Origin of the sequence: Bacillus sp. FSL E2-8887 (assembly GCF_038007205.1) — a bacterium.
GTDB classification, from domain to species: domain Bacteria; phylum Bacillota; class Bacilli; order Bacillales; family Bacillaceae_G; genus Bacillus_A; species Bacillus_A mycoides.
In genome coordinates this window covers 957431-983480 of sequence record NZ_JBBOWS010000001.1, presented here as the reverse complement: position 1 = coordinate 983480, position 26050 = coordinate 957431, and the positions used below count along the sequence as shown (strand labels likewise).

Sequence of the window (26050 nt, the reverse complement as noted above, 5' to 3'; positions counted from 1 at the left end):
ACCTTTACATATTTAAAAGCCGGCCATATCAATCGATTTGATGTCTTCTATAGATAATCGAATATCTCTCATACTATTTGGTGGCATAATGGATACAATGCCATTACGGTAAGATATAATCGATCCTATATATGAGACGGTCGTCGTTCTTATTCTACATCTTATTTTTGGAATGTAATGAGGACGATTTAATAAAAAATGAATTTTTTCTTCATTATTCATATCCTTAAAGGATTTATTGTAAGGGACCGTTCTCACTTGCTCTTCCTCTTCCTCTACTTTTTCTTCCACCTCCACTTGAGGCTCCTCTCGTGGTTCTTGTTTCTCTTGTTCTACCACTTCTTCCACAGCACTACTTACAATATTTTCATTTCTATTACTTTGCTCTTTTTGATCCTCATCTTCAAAATTCGTTAAAATAATTCTTTTTATTTTCGGTGCAGCGAGTTCTAAATTTACTTGTGCAATATATAACAACGGTTTTCCAACTGTTGAACTTTTATTTTTATTCTTCACACTCGTCCCTCCCACTTCCATACGTAGCTGGATAAATCGTGTACTATTATAGTTATATTCATAACGTGGCTAGAACTTTCGTTAAAAATCGTTCTTTCTGGGAACAATTAAAAAGGACAGTCTCAACGTTTAGAGACTGTCCTTTTTAAACTTTAATTCCTATTATATTTATCCTAAAATATGATATCCTGAATCAACATGAATGTTTTCACCTGTTACTCCGCGTGCTAAATCACTGAATAAGAATACTGCTGTATCTCCAACTTCTTCTGGAGTCGTCGCACGACGAAGTGGTGCGCGTTCCTCAATTTCTTTTAAGATTGAGTTAAAGTCGCCTACACCTTTCGCAGATAACGTACGAATTGGTCCTGCAGAAATAGCGTTAACGCGAATGCCATGTTGTCCTAAATCGTTCGCTAAATATTTCACGCTAGCTTCTAACGACGCTTTCGCAACACCCATAACGTTATAGTTTTTCACAACGCGCTCGCCGCCAAGGTATGTTAAAGTTAAAATATTTCCGCCTTCTGTCATCACTTTCTTCGCTTCTCTTGCTACAGCTGTTAAAGAGAATGCACTAATATTTTGTGCAAGTAAAAATCCATCGCGAGAAGTATCTACAAATTCGCCTTTTAAATCATCACGATTTGCAAAAGCAATACAGTGTGCAACACCGTGAATTGTACCAACTTCTTGCTTAATAGTTTCAAAGCAAGCTGTAAGTTCTTCATCATTCGTTACATCACAAGGTAATACAAGTGATTCTTGTCCTTCTAATGTTTCCGCTAGTTCACGAACGTTTCTTTCTAAACGCTCTCCTGCATATGTGAATATTAATTTTGCACCTGCATTATGCAAAGAGCGAGCAATTCCCCATGCAATACTTCTTTGGTTCGCAACGCCCATAACAACAAATGTTTTCCCTTGTAATAGTTCCATGATATATCCTCCCAGAAATACTTATACTTGTTATTAGTACCTGATACTATAATTATAGTACCATAAAACCTCTTAAAGGCAAACAAAAAAGTCACTAACATAAATTTGTTAATGACTTTTTGTTTCTATAAAAAACCTTTCTAATCCTTCTTCCCAAGTAGGCATTTGTAAAAAACCATTTAATCGTAGCATGTTATGTTGAAAAATAGAATATTTTGGTCTCGCAGCCGCCGATCCGAATTCTTCAGTTGAAACAGGTAATACATTCACTTTCATATTTGCATACGAAAATATTTTTTGGGCAAATTCAAACCAAGAACATGATCCTCTATTGGATACGTGATACGTACCGTATAAAGAAGTGTGAATGAGCTTATTAATCATCATATTTAAATCTGCCACGTACGTAGGAGAGCCAATTTGATCCGCTACAACAGATATGTTTTCTCTCTCTTTTCCTAATCGTAGCATCGTTTTCACAAAATTATTTCCATACTTACCATACAACCACGATGTACGAACTATAAAATATTTATTATGTAACTCTTTTACGAACTGCTCTCCTGCAAATTTAGAAGCTCCATATATATTTATCGGTGCTGGATTATGAAATTCATGATAGCCATCCGGTTTGTCACCTGGAAATACATAATCGGTACTGACATACACTAACTTAGCCCCTACTAATTGTGAAGCAACCGCTACATTTCGAGCTCCAATCGCATTTATTAAGTAAGCAAGATCCTGTTCTTTCTCAGCACCATCTACCTTCGTATACGCTGCACAATGAACAATTGTATGTGGCTTTATTTCTTGTACCACTTGCTTAATTCGGGATATATTTGTTACATCTAATAACTTTTTATCAAATGGATATATGTCATATTCCTCAGAATTCAACTCTTCTTGTAGTTGCTTCCCTAGCTGACCGTTCGCTCCCGTTATGATAATCCGTTCTTTCATCTACATGCCCCTTACTTTTCTTTTAGTGGTTTCCACCAGTCCACATTGTTTTTATACCATTCCACCGTTTCTTTTAATCCTTGTTCGAACGTATACTTCGGTTCCCATTCAAACTCATTCTTCATTTTTTGTGCATCAATCGCATAACGACGGTCGTGACCTAAACGGTCTGTTACAAATTCAATATCTTTTTTCGTTTTTCCTAAAAGTTTTATAATTTGTTCCACAACATCTACATTTGTTTTTTCGTTATTTCCGCCGATATTATACACCTCTCCTACACATCCCTTATGCAAAACGGTGTCAATTGCACTACAATGATCCGTTACATGCAGCCAATCCCTTACATTCAATCCATCACCATATAATGGTAGTTTCTTTCCTTCAAGCGCATTCGTAACCATTAACGGAATTAATTTCTCAGGATATTGGTACGGTCCGTAGTTATTAGAACAACGCGTTATAATAACTGGTAATTGATACGTTTCATAATAAGATAAGGCTATCATGTCGCTACTCGCTTTACTTGAAGAATATGGACTATTAGGAGCTAGCGGGGTTTCCTCTATAAATTTCCCGGTTTTCCCTAAAGAACCGTATACTTCATCTGTTGATACTTGCACGAGTTTAATATGTGAATATTTTTTCACTAACTCTAACAGCGTGACTGTACCTATTACATTCGTATCATAAAAAGGAATTGGGTTTTCAATACTACGATCCACATGTGATTCAGCTGCGAAATTTACAATTACTTGCACGTCACATTCCTTAACAACATGTTCCAGCAGCTCTCCATTTTGGATTTTCCCTTTTACAAATGAGTAGTTAGGATTTTCTTGAATAGACTTTACATTATTTAAATTCCCGCTATATGTTAATGCATCGTAATTAATGATTTTATATGTTTCATAGTTTTTTAACATATAGTGAATGAAATTACTTCCAATAAATCCAGCTCCACCTGTAACTAATATATTCATAAACAACTCTCCTACTTAAAAACTATCTTCATATTCCTGAAGTAATGGTAATATTCGATCCTTATCGGACAAGATAGGATTTGTTACCGGCCATGGAATTGATAATTCTTTATCTTCCCAAAGCAAACCGGAATCGTGATCAGCACTATAATACTCATCTACTTTATACATAACAATTGTATGAGGTACAAGTGTACAAAAACCATGAGCAAATCCTTTCGGCACTAATAATTGCCTATGATTATCCGCACTTAAAATATAACCTCTCCACTTTTTAAATGTAGGTGAATCTTTTCGCAAATCAACGATAACATCATATATTGCACCTTGCATAACTTGAATGAGTTTCGTTTGTGCTTTCGGATTTTTTTGAAAGTGTAGCCCTCGAATCGTCCCCGAATGCGCTGAATAAGATACGTTATCTTGCAGAAATAAATGCGTAATCCCTAACGATTCTAGCATCTTCTTATTATAACTTTCAGTAAAAAAACCTCGCTCGTCTTCAAACAATCTCGGTTCTAACAATTTCGCATCGGTAAAATTTGTTTCTACAACTTTCATATTTTCACCTATTCTCCATTAAACTGTTTCCCAAAGTTTATATCCCGCGCTAACGTATTCGCTCTTTGAAGAGAAGCATGCGTTCCCGCATCAGTCCACCAGCCACTCATTTCATTATAAGTAAGTACTCCTCGTTTTAAATACCAATTATTTATATCTGTAATTTCAAGTTCCCCCCTTGCGGAAGGTTTTAATTCTTTTATATAAGAAAAGACTTTCGAATCATACAAATAAATTCCCGTAACAGCATAAGAACTTTTCGGCTCATTCGGCTTTTCTTCAATTTCAATTATTTTTCGGCCTTTAATATGCGCTACACCAAATCGCTCGGGATCTTCTACAGATTGAAGCAGCACTTTAGCCCCTTCTTTTTGACTTGCAAACTCTTTAACATACGGGCAAATATCATCTGAAAAGATATTATCTCCTAATATAACTACCATCCGATCATTTCCTACGAAATCTTCACAAAGTCCTAGCGCCTGCGCAATCCCACCCGCCTTATCCTGCACACGATACGTAAAGGATACACCAAACTCTTGACCACTTCCTAGAAAGCTCACAACATCTCCCATATGCTCTTTACCGGTAATAATCATAATATCTGTAATTTCACATCGCTTCAGCTTATATACCGCATGATAAATCATCGGATACCGCCCAACGGGAAGTAAATGTTTATTCGTTACTTTCGTTATTGGATATAATCTCGATCCTGTCCCGCCTGCTAAAATAATCCCTTTCATCCTTCATCTCTCCCTTATGATGGAGATAGCACCTCTTTATAATGTTCCACAAAAATTCCCCGGTATTTCTCATATGTATCCGCATCAAACTCATCTCCGTTGTAATGAATACACCATAGATTTGCTTGATTAGGGATACCAATTAAATATCCAGCCTTTTGAAATTCTAAAGACTGTGACACATCATAGAAATGGAATCCTTGAAACAAATCCTCTCGCCACGGAATATCATACTGCGTTGCCATGAGTAAACCATCGATTGCTTGCACTGACATAAAAGATTGATTTCCATAAAACCCCTGATCCAAATTTAATAATTGATAATTCTGTCTTCTGTACTCAATCACTTTCCCTACTAAATTTTTCCCTTCCCACCATATCCCGTTACTCGGTAAAAACTGAGCACCAGCTACTCCAATTAAACCAAGCTTTTCATTTTCTTTAAAAAGAGAAATGAGGGTACAAAACATATCACGATTAATAAGGTAAGTATCTTGATGTATATATACTTTATATTTCGCCGGATATGAAAGTGCTCGATTGTACGCACTTGCCATACTTTTCGCATCTCGTATCGGAAAAATTTGCACTCCATAGCCAGGGGGAACAACAATGTTTCTTATTTGCCTTTCGCATTGCTCGAAAAGTTCTTCATTATTTACACAAACAACGACTAATATTGTATGATCTTTCATTTTGTAGCCCTCTATTCTTCCTTATTCACATCTGACATATAGTTCTCTACAAATACTTTTCTATACTTTTCATAGTTCGTCATATTTACATCGAAATGATAATGAATACACCAAGCATCACGCTGCACAGGGACACCGACTGTATACCCAGCTTTTTTAAATTCAAAAGATTGGGATACATCATAAAAATCAAACCCATCAAATAAGTCCTCTCGCCACGGAATATCATATTGTGTCGCCATCAATAAACCGTCAATACATTCCACAGGAATAAATGTTTTCGATTCATGAAATGGTTGCTCTAAACTTGCCATATAAAACAAATCGTTCATATAACCAATGACTTTCCCGACAATCCCACGCCCTTCGTTCCATACACCATTTGGAGGAACATATTGGGATCCAACCATCCCAATCATCCCAAGATGTTCATGCTCCTCAAATAATTGAATTAATCCATATAGAAAGGCTCCATTTATAATAAAGACATCTTGGTGTAAATACACTTTATACTTCGCTGGATGTGAAATGGCTTGATTGTATCCGCTCGTCATACTTTTTGCATTTCGAATCGGCATAAATTGTATAGTATACCCAGGAGGTACTGCCAATTTCAATATATGTCGCGCACATTGTGCATACAATTTCCGATCATTTATACATGTAACAAATAGTATTGTTTTTTCTGCAGCACTCATAATTGTGATTTTTCTGCTTCAATAATATATTGAAATACAACTGTCTCAGCCATGAAGCCACTTCCAAGACGATACTTTTTACAAATTCCATATAACTCTTCAATAAGTGGCTCATATATTTTATGATCAACATATACACGATCTACTTTACTAATAGAATATCCTGCTTTTAAAAACATTCTTAGCATTTCATTAAAAGTAAAGAAACGAATATGCGTTTTATCTAATAATCCATATTCTGTATACGTCCAATTTCCAGCGAGTAAGGGAGCTAATACTGAAATGTGCGCAACGTTTGGTATGCTAGCTAAAATCACACCATTTTCTTTTATATATGGCTTTACTTTCTTTATAACAGCCCACGGATCAAATAAATGCTCTAATACATCCCCGAATATGACACAATCAAATTGTTCCTTCTCATAAGGAAGATCCATTGTTTCTATATCACCTAAAATAACATGATCTAGTTTTTCTTTCGCCTTTTCGGCAGCCTCTGGGAACGCCTCAATTCCTGATACACGTGCTCCATTTTCTTTTATAGCGGCTCCTAATGCACCGCTCGAGCAACCAATATCAAGAACTTCTTGCCATTCCTTTTTTATATGCTTGAATAAATTAGGATTTATCGCATTATAATAATGTTCAGATTTTTCTTCGTATAAAGAACTTTTCTCCCGATTCATTTCACACACTCCTTATGCAAATTGAATTTGAAATATAAACAAAAGATATTCTACAAAGGATGCCATCTCTATTGGTTGCATTACCGATAATCTAATATATAGCCATTCTACTATCATTAGAATAGCGACAAGTCATTTCCTAAAAATAGAACAAATTACATTTTATATTGTTTATCATAGATGCCTCTAAAATATTTACGGTTATATTCAATCGCAGCATTATTCGGAACATAAGAAGCTGCCAATTCATTATAATAATAAGCTTTATCTTGATCTCCTAATCTGCTATAACAAATACACATTTGTAAATATGGAATCCACGTATAACTAGCCGGACTGTGAAAAGGACTATCCTCTGCTAGCGGCACTTCAGTTGCTAGCTTAAACCAAAATATCGCTTCATTATACTTTTGTTGTTCCATATATATATATCCTATTCTTGTACAATTCTCTCCTCTAGGAATACCATAACGAAACGACTTCGTACAAGTTTCAACTGCCTTCTCCCAGTCTCCTAACTTCGCATAACAATCTCCTAACTTACCACATGCATAAATTTTCTCTTCATGCCATCCTTCCTCTTGATTAAGAAATGTTTCATACAGAAGAACCGCATCGTCGTATTTTTGATTATCCATAGATTCATTACCGTAATAAAATAAATCTCTCGGGCTTAATTCTTCTCCAGCTGCTACAGCATTCTGAAAAATTTTTAAATTACGATTCGTTATTTCTTTTTCTTTCTTATGTGTAATGGCGACATTACTATTGTAAATCTCACCAGAAACAGCTAAATACTCATGCACCTTTCCAAACCATTGAAATTGTTTTTCACGCTTTACAAGTCGATATCTTCTTGTGCAATATAAAGGTTTCCCATTAGAATCCATTACAAGATAATAAGGCATAGAAACAGCGTCAACTTTACCATCTAACTCTCGTTTTAATGTTTTCAGTGATTCTTGAGCTTCCTCTAATAACACATCATCCGCATCTAACCATAATATATATTCTTGCGTTGCTTTTGAAAACGCAAAATTTCTAGCTGCCGCAAAATCATCAATCCACGGAAAATCGTGTATGTTAGAAGTGTATTTTGCTACAATTTCCTTCGTTCGATCAATGGATCCTGTATCAACTACAATAATTTCATCAACAATTTTTTCTACCGCGTCCAAACATCGATCTATTGTATTTTCCTCATCGCGAACAATCATACATAGACTAATTGTAATTCCTTGCTTGTTCAACATAATCACCCTCTTCCAACTCAATCATATGTTATACATACAACAAACTTTCCATTTTTTTAACTTGTTCAAGCTATTTTAGATTTCTTTTTAATAATTCAAATGTCCGTGTCATTTTCTTGTGATTTTGCATCTACTATATAATGAAAGCTTTATGGAGGTGAATTTATGTCAAATAATAATTATTCAGATGGCTTAAATCCTGATGAATTCTTATCAGCTAGTGCATTTGATCCTAATCTTGTAGGTCCAACTTTACCACCAATACCACCGTTTACACTTCCAACCGGGCCTACTGGACCGACTGGACCGACTGGACCTACTGGACCTACCGTACCTACTGGGCCAACTGGGCCTACTGGACCGACTGGACCGACTGGACCGACTGGACCGACTGGGCCTACTGGACCGACTGGGCCGACTGGGCCGACTGGGCCGACTGGAGACACTGGTACAACTGGCGCGACTGGAGACACTGGCGCAACTGGGCCGACTGGAGACACTGGTGCAACTGGACCGACTGGAGACACTGGCGCAACTGGACCTACCGGGCCGACTGGAGACACTGGCGCAACTGGACCGACTGGGCCTACTGGGCCTACTGGAGACACTGGTGCGACTGGGCCTACTGGACCGACTGGGCCTACTGGGCCATCTGGATTAGGACTTCCAGCAGGATTGTATGCATTTAACTCTGCTACAATTTCTTTAGCTCTTGGAATTAATGATCCTGTACCGTTTAACACGGTTGGATCTCAGTTTGGTACAGCAATTTCTCAATTAGACGCTGATACTTTCATCATAAGTGAAACTGGATTCTATAAAATTACTGTTATCGCATATACTGCAGCAGTAAGTATATTAGGTAGCCTTGCAATTCAAGTGAACGGCGTTAATATACCTGGCGCTGGAACAAGTTTAATCTCACTTGGAGCGCCTCTCGTTATCCAGGCAATTACACAAATTACAATAACGCCATCAATGGTTGAAGCTGTTGTTACAGGACTTGGATTATCTCTAGCTCTTGGTACAAGTGCATCCATTATTATTGAAAAAATCGCTTAATTTTTTTACTTAGCAGTAAAACTGATATCAGTTTTACTGCTTTTTCAATTATGAATTCAAGCATGAAACTTTCACTATCTACATAATCATATTGTTGTATGACATTTTGCAGGAGGCACAAATATGGAAAATAAATTTGCTGTTCAGCTTTATCTCGAGTTGTTAAAGAAAACAATTTTATTTGAAATATGGCTAGAGTATGAGCCATATTTACCTGCTTCATTACATATTTCTAAGGAACTTCCATATGAACCAGTTACCGTACCACTTCCTTTATTCATTAAGCAATATGCTGAAAACCATAACTTGAAAATTGTGAAACCAGATGTTTTAAAAAGTGAACGTCAAGATGGGATGGATTGGCCAAGAGCAGCACACAGTATGATCGGCCGGGAACGAATGAATCAATTACATGAAGCACTAGAAACAGTTGTCCGTGAAAATATAGAAGGTGATTTTATTGAAACAGGTGTGTGGCGCGGGGGATCGTGCATTTTTATGAATGGTTTTTTACAGGCAAATAACATTACTGATCGTAATGTGTGGGTTGCAGATTCATTTGAAGGTTTGCCAACACCGAATTTAGAACACTATCCGAAAGATTACGGAGATTATTTACACTCTTTCGATTACTTACGCGTTTCTTTAGAACAAGTACAAGAGAATTTTAGAAAATATGATTTATTAAATGATCAAGTAAAATTTTTAAAAGGCTGGTTTAAAGATACTTTACCAACAGCACCAATAGAAAAAATTGCAATTGCACGCCTTGACGGTGATATGTACGAATCCACAATGGATGGTCTCGTGAACTTATACGATAAAGTTTCTAAGGGTGGCTATATTATTATCGATGACTATGGACTACCAGCTTGCGCAGAGGCCGTGACAGACTTTAGAAATCAAAGAAACTTAAAAGCTCCTATTACTAAAATTGATGTATTTGGTGTTTATTGGAGAAAAGAATAGGGCGAAACTTTATTCAGTTAGGGTTTCTCCATCTCACACTAATTATTAGCCTTCGCCAATAGCATGATAAATAAAAACAAAAGCTCCCATTACTATTTCCAGTTGTTCTAGGGAGCTTTTTACATATCGCAACAGTTCTAATATCGTTTCCCCTCCCACTATAAAATGTTAGCTGCATATTAAAAATGTTGGTTCCCTATTTACTACAAGGAAGGAGTGAAATTATGAGCGAGCTTGAAAAAAAAATCGTATTAATCCCACCTCCCGAACTCGTCCAATATGTAGGTGGCGACTTTCAAAAGGTTGGAAAAGAATTCATAAAGCATTTTATTCAAATTGGCAGTTTAAAATCCAATGAAACAGTGTTAGATGTAGGTTGTGGTGTCGGTCGAATGGCGGTTCCATTAATGAATTACTTAGGTGATGATGGAGCTTATTATGGATTTGATTTATTTAAAGATGGCATTACATGGTGCAAAAATAATATTTCAACTGCCCGTAGCAATTTCCATTTTGAACACGTTGATATATATAATCAATTCTACAACCCAGAAGGAGAAGAAGATGCTTCTCAATACAAATTTCCATATGAAGACGATTCATTCGATTTTATTTTTTTAACTTCTGTATTTACCCATCTCCTTCCGAAAGAATTAGAACATTACGTATCTGAGATTGTACGTGTTCTAAAAAAAGATGGGAGATGTTTTATTACCTTCTTTCTCATTAACCCTGAATCATCCTATTACTTAAATTCTGGGCTAAGTACATTAGGTTTTTATCATCAAATTGAAAATTGTTATGTTGTGAATAAAGATATTCCTAATTTCGCAGTTGCCTATCCTGAAGAAGATATCCGCACCTTATTAAATAAACATGGCTTAGAGGTAATTAATAAACCGCATTATGGTTTATGGTGCGGCAGAAATGATTATACAAGTTATCAAGATATCATTCTTACAAAAAAAGCTTCTGAAAGGTAGTTTCGTATGAATAATAAAAAAAAGTCACCTCTCGTTTCCATCCTTATTCCCACTTATAATCGACCACATTATTTCAAAATTGCTCTAGAAAGTGCATTAGCACAAACTTATCCAAACATTGAAATTATTATAGGAGACGATAGTACAAATGATGAAACAGAAATCTTAATAAATGAACAGTATTTACCTAATTATAAAAACATAACATACATTCGAAATACCACTACTTTAGGACAATTTCATAACGATCTTATGCTCTTAGAGAAATCTAATGGGGAGTATATAAATTTTTTAATGGACGATGATGTGTTTTATAATCATAAAATACAAAAAATGATGGCTTATTTTGAGCAAGACACAAATAAAAATCTCGCTCTTATAACTTCTTATCGAGTACGTATTGATGATCACGGGAATTTAATTGGAGATGCTCATCCAACACAAAGATTATATAGCGAAGACATTCAATTAAACGGAATATTTTTAGGCGACTGGATGTTAAAAGGTGGACATAACATTATCGGTGAGCCTACAACTATTCTGTTTAGAAAACAGTTACTCACTGAACCTTTCGGCACGCTAAAAGGAAGGCACTATTCTTGTAGTGTCGATATGGCATCATGGATTTCCTTACTTTCTAAAGGAGACGCAGTATACATATCCGAACCTTTAAGCCAATTTCGCTACCATACTGGGCAACAAATACACAGCAAGCTCCTTGAAGGATCTGAGGATTTTACGCACCTCGTTATAACTTCAAAAGAATACGGATTTTTACAAGATAATACAGATTATAGACTAGGTCTAATTAGCGCTTATAAATGGTGTAAAGGTTCCTTAGAATATTATAGCCAGCTACCAAACCTCATTCCAGATGCACATGTACGTCTTTCCCATTGTTTGGACATAATTATAAAAGAGCTACATCATTAGTCTATTCTGCGAAAATAAAATGTGTGAGCTTTACGTGAATAATGCGTATAGTTCATACATTCTTTTTAAACTATGTGATGCACCAACTAAAACCCACTAATATAGAGAGCAGTAGAAAGGAATTCATACAGTGAAAGATCCGAACACTCAATATCAAATAGACTACATATTAATATTCATTTTATTTGCCATTGGGATTGTTAGCTGCTTTGCTATCGCAAGTGCACAAGCTTCTTTACCACCATTTTTACAAAACGTAAATTTTGTATTAAAACAAATCCAATGGTATGCCATTGGATTTATCGCCATTGGTGTTATTATGGTTATTGATTTCGATCGCTATAAACAAATTGCTTGGTATTTATATAGCTTTGCACTCATACTTCTAATTGGCCTAGAACTTCAAGTTCCTGGCGCCGTTACAATTAAAGGGGCTACCGCGTGGTACAGACTTCCAGGCATCGGAAACTTTCAGCCTTCTGAAATTATGAAATTATTTTTGATTATCGTCGTTGGACGAATTATAGCGAATCATAATGAAAAATACCTTTTTCGGACAACTCGTGAAGATTTCATTTTACTTTTAAAAATATTTGCAGCTAGTTTACCTCCACTACTTCTAATCGCAAAAGAACCTGATTTAGGAAACACAATGGTCATTTCAGCGATGCTTGCAACAATGGTTTTAGTTTCTGGTATACGTTGGCGCTTTATCCTCGGATTAACCTCCGGTATTTTCGCCATAGGCTCTACTTTAACATATATTTATTTCACGCATACAGAGTTCTTTAAAGAGCACATTCTAAAAGAATATCAATTAAATCGCTTCTATGGTTGGCTTGCACCTTATGAATATGACGCACAAGGATACCAATTAAGACAAGCATTTTTAGCTACTGGATCAGGAGAGATGCAAGGAAAAGGATGGGAAAATAGACAAGTATATTTTCCAGAGCCACATACAGATTTTATTTTTACAAATATCGCTGAACAATTCGGTTTTTTAGGAGCAAGTGTTATTATTTCATTTTTTTTCTTACTCATTTACCGAATGATCCATATCGCTTTAGAAAGCAATGAACCTTTCGGTAGTTATATTTGCGCTGGTACAATTGGAATGTTTACGTTCCAAGTATTCCAAAATATTGGGATGACAATTGGTTTACTCCCTATTACAGGAATAACGTTACCGCTTATGAGCTACGGCGGGAGTTCACTGCTCACATATATGGTTGCTATTGGATTTATTTTAAACGTACGCTCAAGAACTAAAATCTTTATGTTTAAATGAACCATATCGAAAAACGGTATGGTTTTTTTCTATGTCCATTTTAGATATACTAATGAAAAAATGAGCTGGAGGTTTAAATATGAAATATGACATTATAGGTGATATTCACGGATGCTTCCAAGAGTTTCAAGATTTAACAACGAAACTAGGGTATAGCTGGGATAGTGGTATCCCAATTCATAACGCAAAACGAAGGCTTGCATTCGTTGGTGATATTACAGACCGAGGTCCTCATTCATTACGGATGATTGAAATTGTATGGGAGCTCGTAATAAATAGAAAAGATGCTTATTATGCTCCAGGGAATCACTGTAATAAACTGTATCGTTTCTTCCTTGGACGTAATGTTACAATCGCTCATGGGCTCGAAACAACTGTTGCAGAATATGAAGCATTGCCTTCTAATAAGCAACAAATAATAAAAGAAAAATTCATTACTCTTTACGAACAATCACCGCTATATCACATACTGGATGAAAAAAAATTAACCGTCTGTCACGCTGGTATTCGGCAAGATTACATAGGAAGACAAGATAAAAAAGTACAAACCTTTGTATTATATGGTGATATTACAGGCGAAAAACACCCTGACGGCTCACCTGTCCGCCAAGATTGGGCGAAAGAGTATAAGGGTGAAACATGGATTGTTTATGGACATACACCTGTCAATGAACCTCGCTTTGTGAATCATACAGTCAATATTGATACTGGTGCTGTATTTGGTGGTAAACTAACTGGACTACGTTACCCTGAGTTGGAGACCGTTTCTGTCCCTTCTTCCCTACCTTTTGTCCCTGAAAAGTTCCGCCCAATTTCATAAAGTGAAACTTTAATCAGTGGGGGTTTTGTTCATCCCCCACTGATTATTAGCCCGCACCAATCGGGATAAATACCTCTACTTAATACAATTCACGATTTGCAGAGGATCATGGTGTTTTCTAGACATATTCCACACTAAAACTAGATAAAGCAATTAAAAAAAGATGCAATAAAGTGCATCTTTTTTTAATTGCACGGCATATACTGTCGCAGGAGGTGACGGAATGAAGAAAAAATCTTCTAAACAAAAAAGAAAATTCCACCCTTTATACCATCCCATGTATGGAATTAACAACTGGTGCAGTATTCGAGCGGCAGCTATAGAAGAAATAGAAGAACAAGAGTCATCAAAAAAAAGCAAACCGAGAGAAAAATATATCTCTTTAGAAAATGCTGTTATGAGGCGAATTATAGATAGCAGGAAAATAAAAGCAAAACAAAAAAAGAAGCTCGCTTCTAATAATGATGAACCTGTGCTTAATTCGGAAAAGATACAAGAAAATATAGAAGAAAACATTCCTGCAGCAATAAAGGAAAAAGTACAACCAGAAATTCCAGCTACTATTATAAATCAAGTAAAAAAAATAAAAGAAGCATTAATCTCGGGCAACGATGTACAAATAGAAAGATCCGCCCCTATTCAGGCTCCTGTACCTACACCTATAAAAAAAGAAAATAACAAAGGAGCTCGTCACGCATATAAAGAAGGACTTCACTCTAAAGCTGATGGAATCGCTTCACATGCAGAAGGGCTTCTTACACATGCAACGGGTCCCTTTTCTCATGCAGAAGGGACAAAAACAAAGGCAACTGGACATAGTTCGCATAGCGAAGGAAGTGAAACGACAGCAGGCGGCTCTTATTCTCATGCAGAAGGAAAACATGCAATTGCTTTGGGCGAAGCAGCACATGCAGAAGGAACCGCAACTATCGCTAACGGATTCTCATCTCATGCGGAAGGAAATCATACATCAACAGCTAATTTTGCAGGCAGCCATATTATGGGTAAATTTGGTACAGCAGAAGAAGCTTATTCCTGGTTTATCGCAAATGGGACAAATGACACTGATTATAATATAGGTGCCAAATGGCTTGCCCATAACGGAGAAATGTATATCGATGGTGCTTCTTACAATGCAGGTGGTACTGATTTTGCACAAATGTTTGAGGCAGCAGATCATAGCCCTATTGATATCGGCTATTTCATTACATTTAGTAGCGAAGAAAAAATTCGAAAAGCTACTTCAAATGATTCATTCATATTAGGAATATCTAGCGCTACCCCCGCTCTCATAGGAAATAGCGGTGCTTTAAGTTGGCAAAAACGCTATAAAACAGACAGCTTCGGAAAACGTCAATATACGCGTACGGATACGCAAGAAATACGACCTCTTTTAAATACAGAATGGGATCCAGCTTGTAAGTATATATCAAGAAGAGACCGTACTGAGTGGCTTCCTGTCGGATTAATTGGACAAATGTTAGTACGTGATGACGGCACTTGTGAAACACACGGATATTGTCGTCCGAATGATGACGGCATTGCCACGAAAGCTGAAAGTGGCTTTTTCGTTATAAAACGTACTGGTGAAAATCAAATTTTAATATTATTCCGCTAAAAAAAGGGAACAAAATTCTTTTTATGATAAGAATTTTGTTCCCTTTTAATTGTTATGTAAAGCGTATTGCATATCCTCTGGGATACTTACGGTAAAAGTCATTCCCTTTTCTAAAATAGGATGATAAAACGTCAAAGATGTACTATGCAGCGCTTGACGTTTTATCACATCTCTTCGGCCACCGTATAGATCATCCCCAAGTAGCGGATGTCCTATATATGCCATATGTACACGAATTTGATGTGTTCTTCCCGTCTCGAGCTCAAGCGCTACATGCGTCTTATCGAAAGAACTCTCCATCACTCTAAAATGAGTAACAGCTCTTTGACCATCTTCACAGACAGTTCGCTCGATAATACTATCCGCTTTTCGTCCGATTGGCGCGTCAATCGTTCCTACTTCTTCTAAAATAGTCCCATGAACGATTGCCTCATACGTTCGTTTCACCCCTTTTTGTTGATGCTGCTTCGATAAAAGGTGGTGAACGAATCTATTTTTCGCAATTAGCATAAGCCCTGAAGTATCACGATCTAACCTCGTCACAATGTGCACCGTACTTGCAAGATTTTGTTTATCATAATGATATAAAAGAGCGTTTGCAATACTTCCTGACGGGTGCTCCCTAGACGGAATCGTCGACATATTTGCTTCTTTATTTATAACAAGAACCGCATCATCTTCATATACGATACATAAAGGGATCTCTTCCACTTCCATCCCTTCACTTCTTTCCTCCACTGGAAAAAAGATTTGTAACTCTTCACCAGCTTGTAACTTGTGACGAACACTTGTGTGTTGACCGTTTACTTCAATTGCTCCCCCGCGGAACTTTATATCCGTTAAAGCAGCTTTCGAAATCCCTTTTGTTTTCAAAAATTCTCTAACTAAAGTTCCCTCTTCAGCCAGCCCTATATCCCATTTCAATGTAAATCTGTTCAAATATATAAACCCTCTCTATTTATCTGCAACAAACGAGTCACGAACACGTTTCCAGAATGGGAACGGACGGAAACGAACAAATCGTACTTTCTCGTTTGCAACGCGATACTGAATTGATTTCACATCTTGATGAACCATCGTCAAATGATCCACGGTAATTTGCATGTTCATTCCTGCAGCCGGCTTTAAAACGCATGTATGATGCTTCGGCAGTACGAGCGGCGAACCTACCGTACGAAATACACGATTGTTGATAGATGCCATTTCTGCAATTTGAATCGCTTCAATAGAAGGGTGAATAATTGCTCCGCCAAGCGCCTTATTATACGCGGTACTTCCTGAAGGAGTAGAAATACAAAGACCATCTCCGCGAAACGTTTCGAAATACTCTCCGCGTATTTCCACTTCTGTTACTAATGTACCTTCTGCACTTTTTACAGTCGCTTCATTCATCGCCAAATACTGCGACTCTTTACTACCATTCACATAGCGAATAATCACTTCTAAAAGTGGATATTCAACCACTTGGAACGGTGTTTTAGCGATTGCAATCACCAACTTCTCTACTTCCGTCGGTAACCAATCTGCATAGAAACCTAAATGCCCTGTATGTACACCAACAAATGCGGTTTCATCTAATCGATTATAGTAACGATGGAATGCATATAAAAGCGTTCCATCTCCCCCAACAGAAATTACAATATCAGGTTCCTTTTCATCCATTGTAAACCCAAAATCTAACAAGTATTCTTTCATCGTACTTGCTAGTGTATCTGATGATTGATCTCCCTTTGACATAATTGTAAATTTCATCGCCCAACACCCTTTAGTTTATGATTCAGAATCTTTCGTTTCCTGCTTTCGTGAAAAGACCTTTTGCGCTTCTTGAATTTCAAGACGAATGGAAGACATTTCTTCATCTAATAAAAACGCCGCTTCCGCTGCACGTTGTAAGCGTATTTTAATATCTTCAGGAAAACGTCCACTATATTTGTAATTTAAAGAATGCTCAATCGTTGCCCAAAAATTCATTGCTAACGTGCGAATTTGAATTTCAACTAACACTTTTTTCTCCCCCTGTATCGTTTGAACAGGATAACTAATGACAACGTGGTAAGAGCGATAGCCGCTATCTTTCTTTTGCGTTACATAATCACGTTCTTCTACAATGTCAAAATCATTTCGTTTTCGAAGATATTCTACAACAGGCTTAATCTCATCTACGAATTGACACATCATTCGAAGGCCCGCGATGTCCTGCATATCTTCTCTAATTCGGTCTAGCGGTACATTTCTCTTCTCCGCTTTATCAATAATACTTGCAACCGACTTTACCCTTCCTGTTACAAACTCAATTGGAGAATGCTCCGTTAACATTGCAAATTGAGTACGCATTCCTTTTAGTTTCACTTTCAGCTCCGCCACCGCTTGGTGATACGGTGCTAAAAATTCTTCCCAATTACGATTCATTTCAACCACCACCAAAATCAATCCATTTGCTTATAGAAACACTTTTTCTACAGCAGTTACTAGTTCTTCTCCGTAATTTGCATTACCTTCAATATTTTCAACTAAATATTCTACTTCTTCTTTTAATCCTTCTAATTCTATTTCAACATCATTCACGCGAATAAACATCGCTGTATCTTTATTCATCGCTTCATGCACTGCTTCCCAGCATGTATGCGGAATACTTACATAAATGAAAGATGATTCATTTTCTAAGATATATAAAAATGATAAATTGTCTGAGTCTACAAGTACGTGATTACGCGCACTTAACTCCTTTACCTCTATTTCAGTATTTTCCGCACAAAAAATAAGCGCATTCTCTCTCGTTTCTACGCTCTTAACTTGAATTTTATTTTGCATACTCGAACTCCTCCATCTCAACTTCCTGTCTTACTTAACAGTATTATTGTATCATAACATGGACGCAAACAAATAAAACATTGAACCAAATTTGCGAAAAAGCGATAATGTGGAAAGAATTATTTTTCAAAAGGAGCGCATACAATGACACAAGAAATTGAAATTGAATTTAAAAATATGGTTACAGAGGAAGAATTCCAAACATTATGCAAATCTTTTTCTATTGAAGCATTTACAAAACAAGTAAATCACTACTTTGAAACGCCTCACTTCTCTTTAAAAGATACGGGCTCTGCACTTCGTATTCGTCATAAAGATGGAACTTATACATTAACATTAAAACAACCTGCTGAAATTGGTTTATTAGAAACTCATCAGTCTGTAACAGAAAAAGAAGCACAACTTATGATGGAAACAAACACAATCATTCAAGGAACTGTAATGGATCAGCTACACAAATTACAAATTCCCGTTTCCGCTTTAACTTATATGGGTAGTTTAACAACAGAAAGAGCTGAAATATTATTTGAAGGCGGAACGCTTGTCTTTGATCATAGTTTCTATTACAATCACGATGATTATGAAATTGAATACGAAGTGCAAGATGAAAAGACCGGTAAAGCAGCATTTATAAGGTTATTAAAGCAACATAACGTACCAGTTCGTCATACAAACAACAAAGTAAAACGCTTTTTCCTTGCCAAACAAAACGAAGAGCGCTAAAGTAAAATTTCCATCAGTCAAGAAGAGCTGTACTTACGGCTACATTTCACCTTTTTGAAAAGTAAAAGATTTATTAGCAACATATAGAATAAGCAAAGAATGTTATGAAGGCTGTTTAGTTGCTCTTCATAACATTCCATTGCTACAATAGATATACATTTCATGGAAAAAGGGGTTTATAAAGGATGAGCAAGCAACCGATGACACCATTTGAAGCAATCGGCGGTGAACAATGCATTGCAACATTAGTGGATACATTTTATTCCTATGTCAGTGAACACCCTGACTTATCTCCGATCTTCCCGGATAATTTAACAGAAACTGCTAGGAAGCAGAAACAATTTTTAACACAATATTTAGGTGGTCCTAATTTATACACTGAAGAACATGGGCATCCTATGCTAAGAGCACGCCATCTTCCGTTTGAGATTACTCCAAAACGCGCAGAAGCTTGGCTGTCATGTATGGAGCAAGCAATGGATGATACAGGAGTGCACGGTCATATAAGAGAGTTTGTTTTTGAACGTTTAGCATTAACTGCTCAACATATGGTCAATACTCCAAATGAAACAGGTGAAGTGTAATGGATAAGCAGGAAGCAAAGCATATAAATATGCCTTCTCCTTCCACATGCGAGCATAAATCTGTAGAAGCATATTTATTTATTGATCCACTTTGTAAAGATTGCTGGGATATCGAGCCATTTATTATTAAACTATGGCTTGAGTATGGGAAATACTTCTCTATTCGTCATATAGTAACAGGAAAAGTGGACGGGGCAAACGCTTCCTCACACAAATGGAATAAACCTGCTAATATTCGATTTGTGTGGGAAAAGACAACAAGTTTACAAGGTTTTTCATGTGATGGAAAAGTACATATGCAAGAGGCGTCGTCAACACCGTATTTAGTTTCGATGGCAATTAAGGCGGCGGAGTTGCAAGGCCGAAAAGCAGGTTCGAAGTTTTTGCGAAAACTCCAAGAATACATTTTTCTTGAAAATGTATCAAACCCTGACTGTGAATTATTGCTTACATGTGCTAAAGATAGTGGCATTGATGTAGAGGAATTTAAAAAAGACCTACACTCAGTTAGCGCAAAAAAAGCTTTCCAATGCGACCTAAAATTCACAAATGAGATGCATATTACAGAAATACCTTCCCTCCTATTTTTTCATGCAAATTCAGATGAGGAAGGTATTAAAATCACAGGGATTTATTCCTATGATGTATACGTACAGCTATTAAAAGAACTGGTAAAATGCGAAATTGAGCCAGAACCATTACCTCCTTTAGAAGCATTACTAGAAGCAACACAATTTATTTCTTCAAAGGAAATCTCATTTATATATGACTGCCCTCAGCAAGAAATAGAGCGTGAACTAAAAAAATTACAACTAAAACGAAAAGTACAAATGATTGAAGTGAAGTGCGAGCGTTATTGGAAATGGATAGCAACAGAAAAAGACCTGGTGTAAACACCAGGTCTTTTTCTTTACGGCTTATAAAAATATTAAAGGGGATGGGAGAAATTTTCACGTTCAAACAAAGGGGTATATGTTTGTATGTGAATTCGTTCACGCTTATTATATTACAAGATTCGACGTCAGATGACAACCCCTTTTGTCGAATTTCACATTTTTGTCACATTCTAAACGTTTTCATTCTTGAATAAGCTATAAAAAAAGCAATTTAGGAGGTTTCCTTATGAAAAAATCTCATATTTTTCTTATCTTTCTATGTGTTATTGTTTCTTTTTTCTTGTATATCCTCTCTCTATTACAAGCTTTCCCTAAAATTATTGCCTTTCCTCTTTTATTCGGAGTTATCGTCATCGCTGTCTCTTATTTCAACTATAGAAAACGATTTAAAGGATTTTAATTACAAAAATCAACTGTAAAACTGCCTTCTAATTTAGAAAAAGTAAGGAAATCCCCCTTATTTTTTCGACAAATATCGACAAAAACATTTTCAAACAAAAAAGACGAGGATAAAATCCCTCGTCTTTTCTCATTACTTTTCTTCAAATAATAACGCTTCTAATTCATTTAATTTCTCTTCAAATACTTGAAGTGCCTCTTTCACTGGTTCAGGAGATGCCATATCAACTCCTGCTTTTTTCAACACTTCAATTGGATAATCGGAGCTTCCCGCTTTTAAGAATTCGTTAATGTAACGTTCTACTGCTGGTTGCCCTTCTTCTAAAATTTGTTTAGATAACGCAGTCGCTGCACTAAATCCTGTTGCGTATTGATATACGTAATAGTTGTAATAGAAGTGCGGAATACGAGACCATTCTAAACCGATTTCTTTATCGATTACTAAAGCATCCCCGAAATATTTCTTATTTAAATCGTAGTAGATCTCCGTTAACATATCTGGCGTAACCGCATGTCCTTCTTGTACTTTTTTATGAATGATATGCTCGAACTCTGCAAACATTGTTTGACGGAATACAGTACCACGGAATCCTTCTAAATAATGATTTAATAAATATAGACGCTCTTTTTTATCTTCTGTCGTTTTTAATAAATAATCATTTAGAAGCGCTTCATTACAAGTTGATGCTACCTCTGCAACGAAGATTGAATAATCACCGTATACGTGTGGCTGTGTCTTTCTTGTGTAATAACTATGCACCGAATGACCAAACTCATGAGCAAGTGTATATAAATTATTTACATTATCATGCCAGTTCATTAAAATATACGGATTTGTTCCGTATGCACCAGATGAATATGCTCCGCTTCGTTTGCCTTTATTCTCGTACACATCTACCCAGCGATTTTCATATGCTTCTTTTAAAATTTCAACATATTCATCACCAAGTACGTTTAAAGATTTTAATAACAGGTCTTGCGCTTCTTCATACTTCACATTCATTTTCACTTCTTGTACAAGTGGTGTATATAAATCGTACATATGAAGCTCATCAAGTCCTAGTGCACGCTTACGAATATCAATGTAACGGTGTAATAAATGTAAGTTGTCATTTACCGTTTCAACGAGTTGATCGTATACTGCTTCAGGAATATTATTATTGCTTAATGCTGCTTGGCGAGCAGAGTCATATTTACGAATACGTGCATTGAAATTATTACGTTTCACTGCCCCGCTTAACGTACTTGCAAATGTGTTCTTAAATTCCCCATACGTTTCAAATACAGCTTTGAATGCATCTTCGCGAACACGACGATCATCACTTTCTAAAAACTGAATGTAACGGCCATGTGTTATTTCTACCTCTTCTCCATCCTCACCTTTAATAGATGGGAATTTCAAATCCGCATTATTCAACATACCGAATGTATTACTTGATGCACTCATCACTTCAGATGCTTCTGCTAATAACGCTTCCTCTGCCTCAGATAATACGTGCGGGCGTTGACGTGTAATTTCTTCTAATGCATGCTCATATACACTTAGTTCTCGATTTTCTTGTAAGAATGTTTGCAATGTATCTTCTGAAATAGATAAAATTTCAGGTACGATATACGCTGTGCTACTAGATACTTGTGAGTATAAATTTGTTGCGCGATCATTCAGTGCTTGATACACAGAGTTTGTTGTATCTTGATCGTAACGCATATGTGCATATGTATATAGCTTACCTAATCGCATTGAAATTTCATCTTCATATTGCAATGCCTCAAGCAAATTGTCTGCAGAGTCGCCAAGCTTCCCTTTAAATTCAGTTAACTTTGGCAATAGCTCTTTAATAGCTTGGAATTCTTTTTCCCATTCTGCATCTGTTTGGAAAATATCTTCTAATCGCCATGTGCTTGCTTCTTCAATCTCATTGCGATTTGGTAATGATTTTGCTTTATTTTGTTCAGACATTCTGTAAGCCCTCCTTTAAATATCTCTACTTAAGTACAATTCTGTTTTTCTTATGTAATTCCTTCACGTTCATTCTTTATTATATCCCCTTTTTCTTCTCTCATGTTGAACTTTGTCTCAAATAGAGATAGTGCGTGCGCTAAGCAAATTTCATCATATTTCCTAACTTCCTCCTCCGCCTGTAACATAACTATATTCCTCATTTTTCGGTACGTATAAGTCCCTACTTTATGCAACACGCCTACAAAACATAAAAAAGTCATATATTCAGTAACCGCTACTTTCCATATATGTTGTGAAAAGTACGGAAGTAAGCGCATTTTCGTATTTTTTTTTACATAACTACACACATATTGAAGGGAAATACAATTCCCTACCGCAAGCTCACCTATACACTTCATGTATAGAAAAGCTTGCCATGTAAATGGATTTGTTTGAAAAGCAAACGCGGATGGGAGCGGAACACCGATTTCAGAAGGAAAGCTCGCTGGGGTACATTTATATTGATATAAGAGGCGGAGTAGTGACTTATGATTATAATTCCAGATAGATAGAGCGTTTTGCCGAAAATGGTTCTTTTTTCTCTCCCATTCTTGTCCTAATACCTCTTTTTGGAAAGGAACAGAGGAAAAGAGCATGTCAACAGTAGTCGTATCAGTTGGTAAATAAATAGTATGTGAGAAAGAGACATTTGTAGAAAACGGAGTGATAAATGCGCATTTCATAAACGATTTTTGTTTCGGACAGAAGAAAATAAGAAATGGCTGAGGATAAGATTGTAAGGAGAAAGCCAGAAGTGAGGAAAATTTCATCCAATATGCAGATTGCTTTTTTAATTGATTTCCACCAATGATCCAGATGACCTGTATACCAGCTTGCCAATACGAGTATGTTCGTTTAGAAAGCTGTTCTATGGAGAGATTGGCGCATTGATATTCAATCGCAATTTCCCTACCTGCTCTCTCTACGAAAACATCTGGTCTTTGCTGGATTTTTGGAAGGTAATGCTCTATATCCACATGAAAATTTTGACGTTTCAACCATCTATATAACAATTCTTTACCGTGCATATGATACATAGATTCTGCTTCATAAAAGGTAAGACATGAATCCACTTTCTTATGAGCAAAATGCCAGCTCTTTTGTGTTCCTAATTTCATTTGCACTTCTTTTCCGCAAGCTGTACAAAAGAATTTTTCTCGTTTACGCATTTCGCGTAAACGTTCTTCATCCCGGTTATATAATAGATGAATTTTCTCTCCGTTTTCTCTCCTTGCAATAAACATCCACCATCACACCCTTTCAACTTCTTGTATTCTACAATTTACTACAAATTCCTCTCAAAAAAAGAGATGTCCTAAATTAGGACATCTCTTTCTATAATAAAGGTGATAATAACCGATACGTCGATTCAACAATCCGCCTATGAAGACGTCTCTTATGAAATCGGTCAACATGAATTTCACTGGATTCTTCTAAATCGTCTTTAAAATCTTGAACGAGCTTTCGAATGCTACCTGTATCATATAAAAAGGCATTTACTTCAAAGTTTAAATGAAAACTTCTCATATCCATATTAGCTGTCCCAATTGATGCGAGATCAGAATCCACGATGACAACTTTACTATGAAGAAAACCTTTTTCATATTCATATATTTTTACTCCTGCATCTAATAACTCCGGAAAGTACGATCTTGATGCATAAAAGACAGTCCGCTTATCTGGCTTACTTGGCATTAACAAACGAACATCAATACCAGCAAGTGCAGCTACTTTTAATGCAGATAAAATATCATCATCTGGGATAAAGTATGGTGTTGCAATCCAAATCGATTTCCTAGCTGAAGCAATCATTGCAAAATATAAATGTTTAATTGTTTCCCATTTATTATCCGGTCCACCTCCAACAAGTTGGACTCCGCCCCAATGATCACCCTCAACTGCTTCCGCTTGTAAATATTCAGGTGCTAATACCGCCTCACCAGTCATATAAAACCAGTCTTGAAGGAAAATCAGCTGTAAACTTTGAACTGCTTCACCGCGTAAATATAAATGCGTGTCTCGCCAAAAACCGAAATATTTATCCTTCCCTAAATACTCATCACCAATATTTAATCCACCTACAAACCCTTCATTTCCATCTATAATAACGATTTTTCGGTGGTTTCGATAATTAATTTTATCGTTTAAAATTGGAAAGCGCACAGGGAAAAATGGAATCATTTCTACTCCTGCATCATTCAATTCTTCAATATACGAATTTGATAATTTAAAGCTTCCAACCGCGTCGTATAAAAAACGAACGACAACGCCTTCTTTTGATTTTTTTATTAAAATATCTTTAATTTCTGTACCGAGCTTGTCATCACGCACAATGTAATACTCCATATGAATGTGGTGTTTCGCTCGATTTAACCCATCTAAAATTGCTTGAAACGTTTCGTCTCCATTTGTTAATGTCCTCGTTTCAGTTTGAAATGAAATATTTAAAGCACCTAGTCGATCTGCTAAACGAAATAACAATTCTTGATGCTTATGATTTCGTAAAATCCGTTCTTCGTAATCTTCGTGTCCCTTATATTGTAAAAACGCCTGTTCATCGAGTAATGCCTTCTTTTGGAACATTCTTTTTCTACGAAAATTTTGTCCAAATAAAAGATAAGCAAAGAAACCGAACACCGGAAAAATACCTAGTACGATTAACCACGTAAGTGTTTTAGACGGATGGCGGTTTTCTAAGAAAATAACACATCCAATTAAAAATGCGGAAACCGTAAATAAAATACTAATAATACCTAAAATAGAAACATCCTTTATCCCAATGACATCCGAATAAAATGCTACATCAATAAACATGCGTAATGAAACAAATAATGCGAACACTAGTAGAAAAAAGAAAAGTAGTTTTAACGTGTTTTTCATCTCTTACCTCCTTACTAAGAAAGCCTTCCTATTCTTCAT

28 protein-coding genes are annotated in these 26050 nt (G+C 36.3%); 11 read left to right on the top strand and 17 right to left on the bottom strand.

Going from position 1 to position 26050, the window contains the following annotated elements; all coding sequences use genetic code 11:
- Nucleotides 1–12 precede the first annotated feature (12 nt).
- From NSQ08_RS04815 to NSQ08_RS04770, 10 genes are all read right to left on the bottom strand, one after another.
- Nucleotides 13–537 carry a CotO family spore coat protein gene (locus tag NSQ08_RS04815; RefSeq protein WP_340772170.1) on the bottom strand — a complete coding sequence of 175 codons (525 nt, stop codon included), beginning with the start codon at nt 535–537 and terminating at the stop codon, nt 13–15.
- A 147-nt stretch (nt 538–684) separates the two neighbouring features.
- A complete protein-coding gene (gene fabI / locus NSQ08_RS04810; RefSeq protein WP_002011384.1) occupies nt 685–1455 on the bottom strand; it encodes an enoyl-ACP reductase FabI in 771 nt (256 codons plus the stop codon).
- Between the two features lie 108 nt (nt 1456–1563).
- Nucleotides 1564–2418: a dTDP-4-dehydrorhamnose reductase gene (gene rfbD, locus NSQ08_RS04805; protein ID WP_002011383.1), complete on the bottom strand. Its 855-nt coding sequence runs from the start codon at nt 2416–2418 to the stop codon at nt 1564–1566.
- A gap of 11 nt (nt 2419–2429) precedes the next feature.
- Nucleotides 2430–3401: a dTDP-glucose 4,6-dehydratase gene (gene rfbB / locus NSQ08_RS04800; RefSeq protein WP_340772165.1), complete on the bottom strand. Its 972-nt coding sequence runs from the start codon at nt 3399–3401 to the stop codon at nt 2430–2432.
- A gap of 15 nt (nt 3402–3416) precedes the next feature.
- Nucleotides 3417–3962, bottom strand: coding sequence for a dTDP-4-dehydrorhamnose 3,5-epimerase (gene rfbC, locus NSQ08_RS04795; protein ID WP_340772162.1), 546 nt, complete (start codon nt 3960–3962; stop codon nt 3417–3419).
- An 8-nt stretch (nt 3963–3970) separates the two neighbouring features.
- Nucleotides 3971–4708 (bottom strand): sugar phosphate nucleotidyltransferase, encoded by a 738-nt coding sequence (locus NSQ08_RS04790; RefSeq protein ID WP_002011380.1) that lies wholly within the window; start codon nt 4706–4708, stop codon nt 3971–3973.
- Between the two features lie 14 nt (nt 4709–4722).
- Nucleotides 4723–5403 (bottom strand): glycosyltransferase family protein, encoded by a 681-nt coding sequence (locus NSQ08_RS04785; protein WP_016119820.1) that lies wholly within the window; start codon nt 5401–5403, stop codon nt 4723–4725.
- Between the two features lie 11 nt (nt 5404–5414).
- Complete coding sequence (locus tag NSQ08_RS04780; RefSeq protein WP_002140852.1) at nt 5415–6101, bottom strand: glycosyltransferase family protein; 687 nt, start codon at nt 6099–6101, stop codon at nt 5415–5417.
- Nucleotides 6098–6787: a class I SAM-dependent methyltransferase gene (locus tag NSQ08_RS04775; RefSeq protein WP_002125965.1), complete on the bottom strand. Its 690-nt coding sequence runs from the start codon at nt 6785–6787 to the stop codon at nt 6098–6100. The genes NSQ08_RS04780 and NSQ08_RS04775 overlap by 4 nt, the downstream gene beginning before the upstream one ends.
- Before the next feature lie 155 nt (nt 6788–6942).
- Nucleotides 6943–8040 carry a tetratricopeptide repeat-containing glycosyltransferase family 2 protein gene (locus NSQ08_RS04770; RefSeq protein ID WP_016119819.1) on the bottom strand — a complete coding sequence of 366 codons (1098 nt, stop codon included), beginning with the start codon at nt 8038–8040 and terminating at the stop codon, nt 6943–6945.
- A 165-nt stretch (nt 8041–8205) separates the two neighbouring features.
- Here NSQ08_RS04770 and NSQ08_RS04765 point away from each other — a divergent pair, with 165 nt between their 5' ends.
- The 7 genes from NSQ08_RS04765 to NSQ08_RS04735 all read left to right on the top strand — a co-directional run bounded on the left by NSQ08_RS04765 (nt 8206) and on the right by NSQ08_RS04735 (nt 15716).
- Nucleotides 8206–9102, top strand: coding sequence for a BclA C-terminal domain-containing protein (locus NSQ08_RS04765; RefSeq protein ID WP_340772150.1), 897 nt, complete (start codon nt 8206–8208; stop codon nt 9100–9102).
- Nucleotides 9103–9225: 123 nt separating this feature from the next.
- Nucleotides 9226–10071 carry a TylF/MycF family methyltransferase gene (locus NSQ08_RS04760; protein ID WP_002186420.1) on the top strand — a complete coding sequence of 282 codons (846 nt, stop codon included), beginning with the start codon at nt 9226–9228 and terminating at the stop codon, nt 10069–10071.
- 224 nt (nt 10072–10295) lie between these two features.
- Nucleotides 10296–11054 carry a class I SAM-dependent methyltransferase gene (locus tag NSQ08_RS04755; protein ID WP_340772147.1) on the top strand — a complete coding sequence of 253 codons (759 nt, stop codon included), beginning with the start codon at nt 10296–10298 and terminating at the stop codon, nt 11052–11054.
- Nucleotides 11055–11060: 6 nt separating this feature from the next.
- A complete protein-coding gene (locus NSQ08_RS04750) occupies nt 11061–11987 on the top strand; it encodes a glycosyltransferase family 2 protein (protein WP_002030400.1) in 927 nt (308 codons plus the stop codon).
- A gap of 130 nt (nt 11988–12117) precedes the next feature.
- Nucleotides 12118–13278 carry an FtsW/RodA/SpoVE family cell cycle protein gene (locus NSQ08_RS04745; RefSeq protein WP_002030401.1) on the top strand — a complete coding sequence of 387 codons (1161 nt, stop codon included), beginning with the start codon at nt 12118–12120 and terminating at the stop codon, nt 13276–13278.
- Between the two features lie 79 nt (nt 13279–13357).
- Complete coding sequence (prpE, locus tag NSQ08_RS04740; protein WP_002030403.1) at nt 13358–14098, top strand: bis(5'-nucleosyl)-tetraphosphatase PrpE; 741 nt, start codon at nt 13358–13360, stop codon at nt 14096–14098.
- A 223-nt stretch (nt 14099–14321) separates the two neighbouring features.
- Nucleotides 14322–15716: a peptidase G2 autoproteolytic cleavage domain-containing protein gene (locus NSQ08_RS04735; RefSeq protein WP_061674938.1), complete on the top strand. Its 1395-nt coding sequence runs from the start codon at nt 14322–14324 to the stop codon at nt 15714–15716.
- A 45-nt stretch (nt 15717–15761) separates the two neighbouring features.
- Here NSQ08_RS04735 and NSQ08_RS04730 read toward each other — a convergent pair whose 3' ends face one another.
- The 4 genes from NSQ08_RS04730 to NSQ08_RS04715 are packed head-to-tail and all read right to left on the bottom strand — an operon-like array spanning nt 15762 to nt 18527.
- Entirely contained in the window at nt 15762–16655 is an 894-nt protein-coding gene (locus NSQ08_RS04730) for an RluA family pseudouridine synthase (protein ID WP_340772139.1), read from the bottom strand.
- 15 nt (nt 16656–16670) lie between these two features.
- Nucleotides 16671–17468 (bottom strand): NAD kinase, encoded by a 798-nt coding sequence (locus tag NSQ08_RS04725; protein ID WP_002011365.1) that lies wholly within the window; start codon nt 17466–17468, stop codon nt 16671–16673.
- A gap of 18 nt (nt 17469–17486) precedes the next feature.
- Nucleotides 17487–18125 carry a GTP pyrophosphokinase gene (locus NSQ08_RS04720; protein ID WP_002125951.1) on the bottom strand — a complete coding sequence of 213 codons (639 nt, stop codon included), beginning with the start codon at nt 18123–18125 and terminating at the stop codon, nt 17487–17489.
- A 30-nt stretch (nt 18126–18155) separates the two neighbouring features.
- A complete protein-coding gene (locus tag NSQ08_RS04715) occupies nt 18156–18527 on the bottom strand; it encodes a UPF0738 family protein (protein ID WP_002030390.1) in 372 nt (123 codons plus the stop codon).
- 144 nt (nt 18528–18671) lie between these two features.
- Between NSQ08_RS04715 and NSQ08_RS04710 the strand changes: the two genes are divergently transcribed.
- The 4 genes from NSQ08_RS04710 to NSQ08_RS04695 all read left to right on the top strand — a co-directional run bounded on the left by NSQ08_RS04710 (nt 18672) and on the right by NSQ08_RS04695 (nt 21130).
- Entirely contained in the window at nt 18672–19250 is a 579-nt protein-coding gene (locus NSQ08_RS04710) for a CYTH domain-containing protein (RefSeq protein ID WP_002030388.1), read from the top strand.
- 185 nt (nt 19251–19435) lie between these two features.
- Entirely contained in the window at nt 19436–19834 is a 399-nt protein-coding gene (locus tag NSQ08_RS04705) for a globin domain-containing protein (protein ID WP_340772133.1), read from the top strand.
- Nucleotides 19834–20727, top strand: a complete 894-nt coding sequence (locus tag NSQ08_RS04700) for a ClpXP adapter SpxH family protein (protein ID WP_002125944.1) — start codon at nt 19834–19836, stop codon at nt 20725–20727. The genes NSQ08_RS04705 and NSQ08_RS04700 overlap by 1 nt, the downstream gene beginning before the upstream one ends.
- A gap of 229 nt (nt 20728–20956) precedes the next feature.
- On the top strand, nt 20957–21130 hold the full coding sequence (locus tag NSQ08_RS04695) for a hypothetical protein (protein WP_000748141.1): 174 nt from the start codon (nt 20957–20959) through the stop codon (nt 21128–21130).
- Nucleotides 21131–21262: 132 nt separating this feature from the next.
- On the opposite strand, the gene pepF is transcribed toward NSQ08_RS04695, so the two are convergent.
- The 3 genes from pepF to NSQ08_RS04680 all read right to left on the bottom strand — a co-directional run bounded on the left by pepF (nt 21263) and on the right by NSQ08_RS04680 (nt 26011).
- On the bottom strand, nt 21263–23089 hold the full coding sequence (pepF, locus tag NSQ08_RS04690) for an oligoendopeptidase F (RefSeq protein WP_340772129.1): 1827 nt from the start codon (nt 23087–23089) through the stop codon (nt 21263–21265).
- Nucleotides 23090–23139: 50 nt separating this feature from the next.
- Nucleotides 23140–24375 carry a competence protein CoiA gene (locus tag NSQ08_RS04685; protein WP_340772126.1) on the bottom strand — a complete coding sequence of 412 codons (1236 nt, stop codon included), beginning with the start codon at nt 24373–24375 and terminating at the stop codon, nt 23140–23142.
- 91 nt (nt 24376–24466) lie between these two features.
- The gene (locus tag NSQ08_RS04680) at nt 24467–26011 is read right to left on the bottom strand and encodes a cardiolipin synthase (RefSeq protein ID WP_340772124.1); all 1545 of its coding nucleotides are present in this window, start codon (nt 26009–26011) and stop codon (nt 24467–24469) included.
- Nucleotides 26012–26050: the final 39 nt, after the last annotated feature.

Bases quoted from the DNA above. Each gene is read 5' to 3' on its own strand.
- rfbD (WP_002011383.1), bottom strand. From the start codon at position 2,418: ATGAAAGAACGGATTATCATAACGGGAGCGAACGGTCAGCTAGGGAAG.
- rfbC (WP_340772162.1), bottom strand. From the start codon at position 3,962: ATGAAAGTTGTAGAAACAAATTTTACCGATGCGAAATTGTTAGAACCG.
- NSQ08_RS04720 (WP_002125951.1), bottom strand. From the start codon at position 18,125: ATGAATCGTAATTGGGAAGAATTTTTAGCACCGTATCACCAAGCGGTG.
- NSQ08_RS04760 (WP_002186420.1), top strand. From the start codon at position 9,226: ATGGAAAATAAATTTGCTGTTCAGCTTTATCTCGAGTTGTTAAAGAAA.
- NSQ08_RS04770 (WP_016119819.1), bottom strand. From the start codon at position 8,040: ATGTTGAACAAGCAAGGAATTACAATTAGTCTATGTATGATTGTTCGC.
- NSQ08_RS04735 (WP_061674938.1), top strand. From the start codon at position 14,322: ATGAAGAAAAAATCTTCTAAACAAAAAAGAAAATTCCACCCTTTATAC.
- NSQ08_RS04695 (WP_000748141.1), top strand. From the start codon at position 20,957: ATGAAAAAATCTCATATTTTTCTTATCTTTCTATGTGTTATTGTTTCT.
- NSQ08_RS04780 (WP_002140852.1), bottom strand. From the start codon at position 6,101: ATGAGTGCTGCAGAAAAAACAATACTATTTGTTACATGTATAAATGAT.
- fabI (WP_002011384.1), bottom strand. From the start codon at position 1,455: ATGGAACTATTACAAGGGAAAACATTTGTTGTTATGGGCGTTGCGAAC.
- NSQ08_RS04790 (WP_002011380.1), bottom strand. From the start codon at position 4,708: ATGAAAGGGATTATTTTAGCAGGCGGGACAGGATCGAGATTATATCCA.
- NSQ08_RS04755 (WP_340772147.1), top strand. From the start codon at position 10,296: ATGAGCGAGCTTGAAAAAAAAATCGTATTAATCCCACCTCCCGAACTC.
- NSQ08_RS04815 (WP_340772170.1), bottom strand. From the start codon at position 537: ATGGAAGTGGGAGGGACGAGTGTGAAGAATAAAAATAAAAGTTCAACA.
- prpE (WP_002030403.1), top strand. From the start codon at position 13,358: ATGAAATATGACATTATAGGTGATATTCACGGATGCTTCCAAGAGTTT.
- rfbB (WP_340772165.1), bottom strand. From the start codon at position 3,401: ATGAATATATTAGTTACAGGTGGAGCTGGATTTATTGGAAGTAATTTC.
- NSQ08_RS04715 (WP_002030390.1), bottom strand. From the start codon at position 18,527: ATGCAAAATAAAATTCAAGTTAAGAGCGTAGAAACGAGAGAGAATGCG.
- NSQ08_RS04705 (WP_340772133.1), top strand. From the start codon at position 19,436: ATGAGCAAGCAACCGATGACACCATTTGAAGCAATCGGCGGTGAACAA.
- NSQ08_RS04710 (WP_002030388.1), top strand. From the start codon at position 18,672: ATGACACAAGAAATTGAAATTGAATTTAAAAATATGGTTACAGAGGAA.
- NSQ08_RS04785 (WP_016119820.1), bottom strand. From the start codon at position 5,403: ATGAAAGATCATACAATATTAGTCGTTGTTTGTGTAAATAATGAAGAA.
- NSQ08_RS04685 (WP_340772126.1), bottom strand. From the start codon at position 24,375: ATGTTTATTGCAAGGAGAGAAAACGGAGAGAAAATTCATCTATTATAT.
- NSQ08_RS04775 (WP_002125965.1), bottom strand. From the start codon at position 6,787: ATGAATCGGGAGAAAAGTTCTTTATACGAAGAAAAATCTGAACATTAT.
- NSQ08_RS04725 (WP_002011365.1), bottom strand. From the start codon at position 17,468: ATGAAATTTACAATTATGTCAAAGGGAGATCAATCATCAGATACACTA.
- NSQ08_RS04765 (WP_340772150.1), top strand. From the start codon at position 8,206: ATGTCAAATAATAATTATTCAGATGGCTTAAATCCTGATGAATTCTTA.
- pepF (WP_340772129.1), bottom strand. From the start codon at position 23,089: ATGTCTGAACAAAATAAAGCAAAATCATTACCAAATCGCAATGAGATT.
- NSQ08_RS04680 (WP_340772124.1), bottom strand. From the start codon at position 26,011: ATGAAAAACACGTTAAAACTACTTTTCTTTTTTCTACTAGTGTTCGCA.
- NSQ08_RS04700 (WP_002125944.1), top strand. From the start codon at position 19,834: ATGGATAAGCAGGAAGCAAAGCATATAAATATGCCTTCTCCTTCCACA.
- NSQ08_RS04750 (WP_002030400.1), top strand. From the start codon at position 11,061: ATGAATAATAAAAAAAAGTCACCTCTCGTTTCCATCCTTATTCCCACT.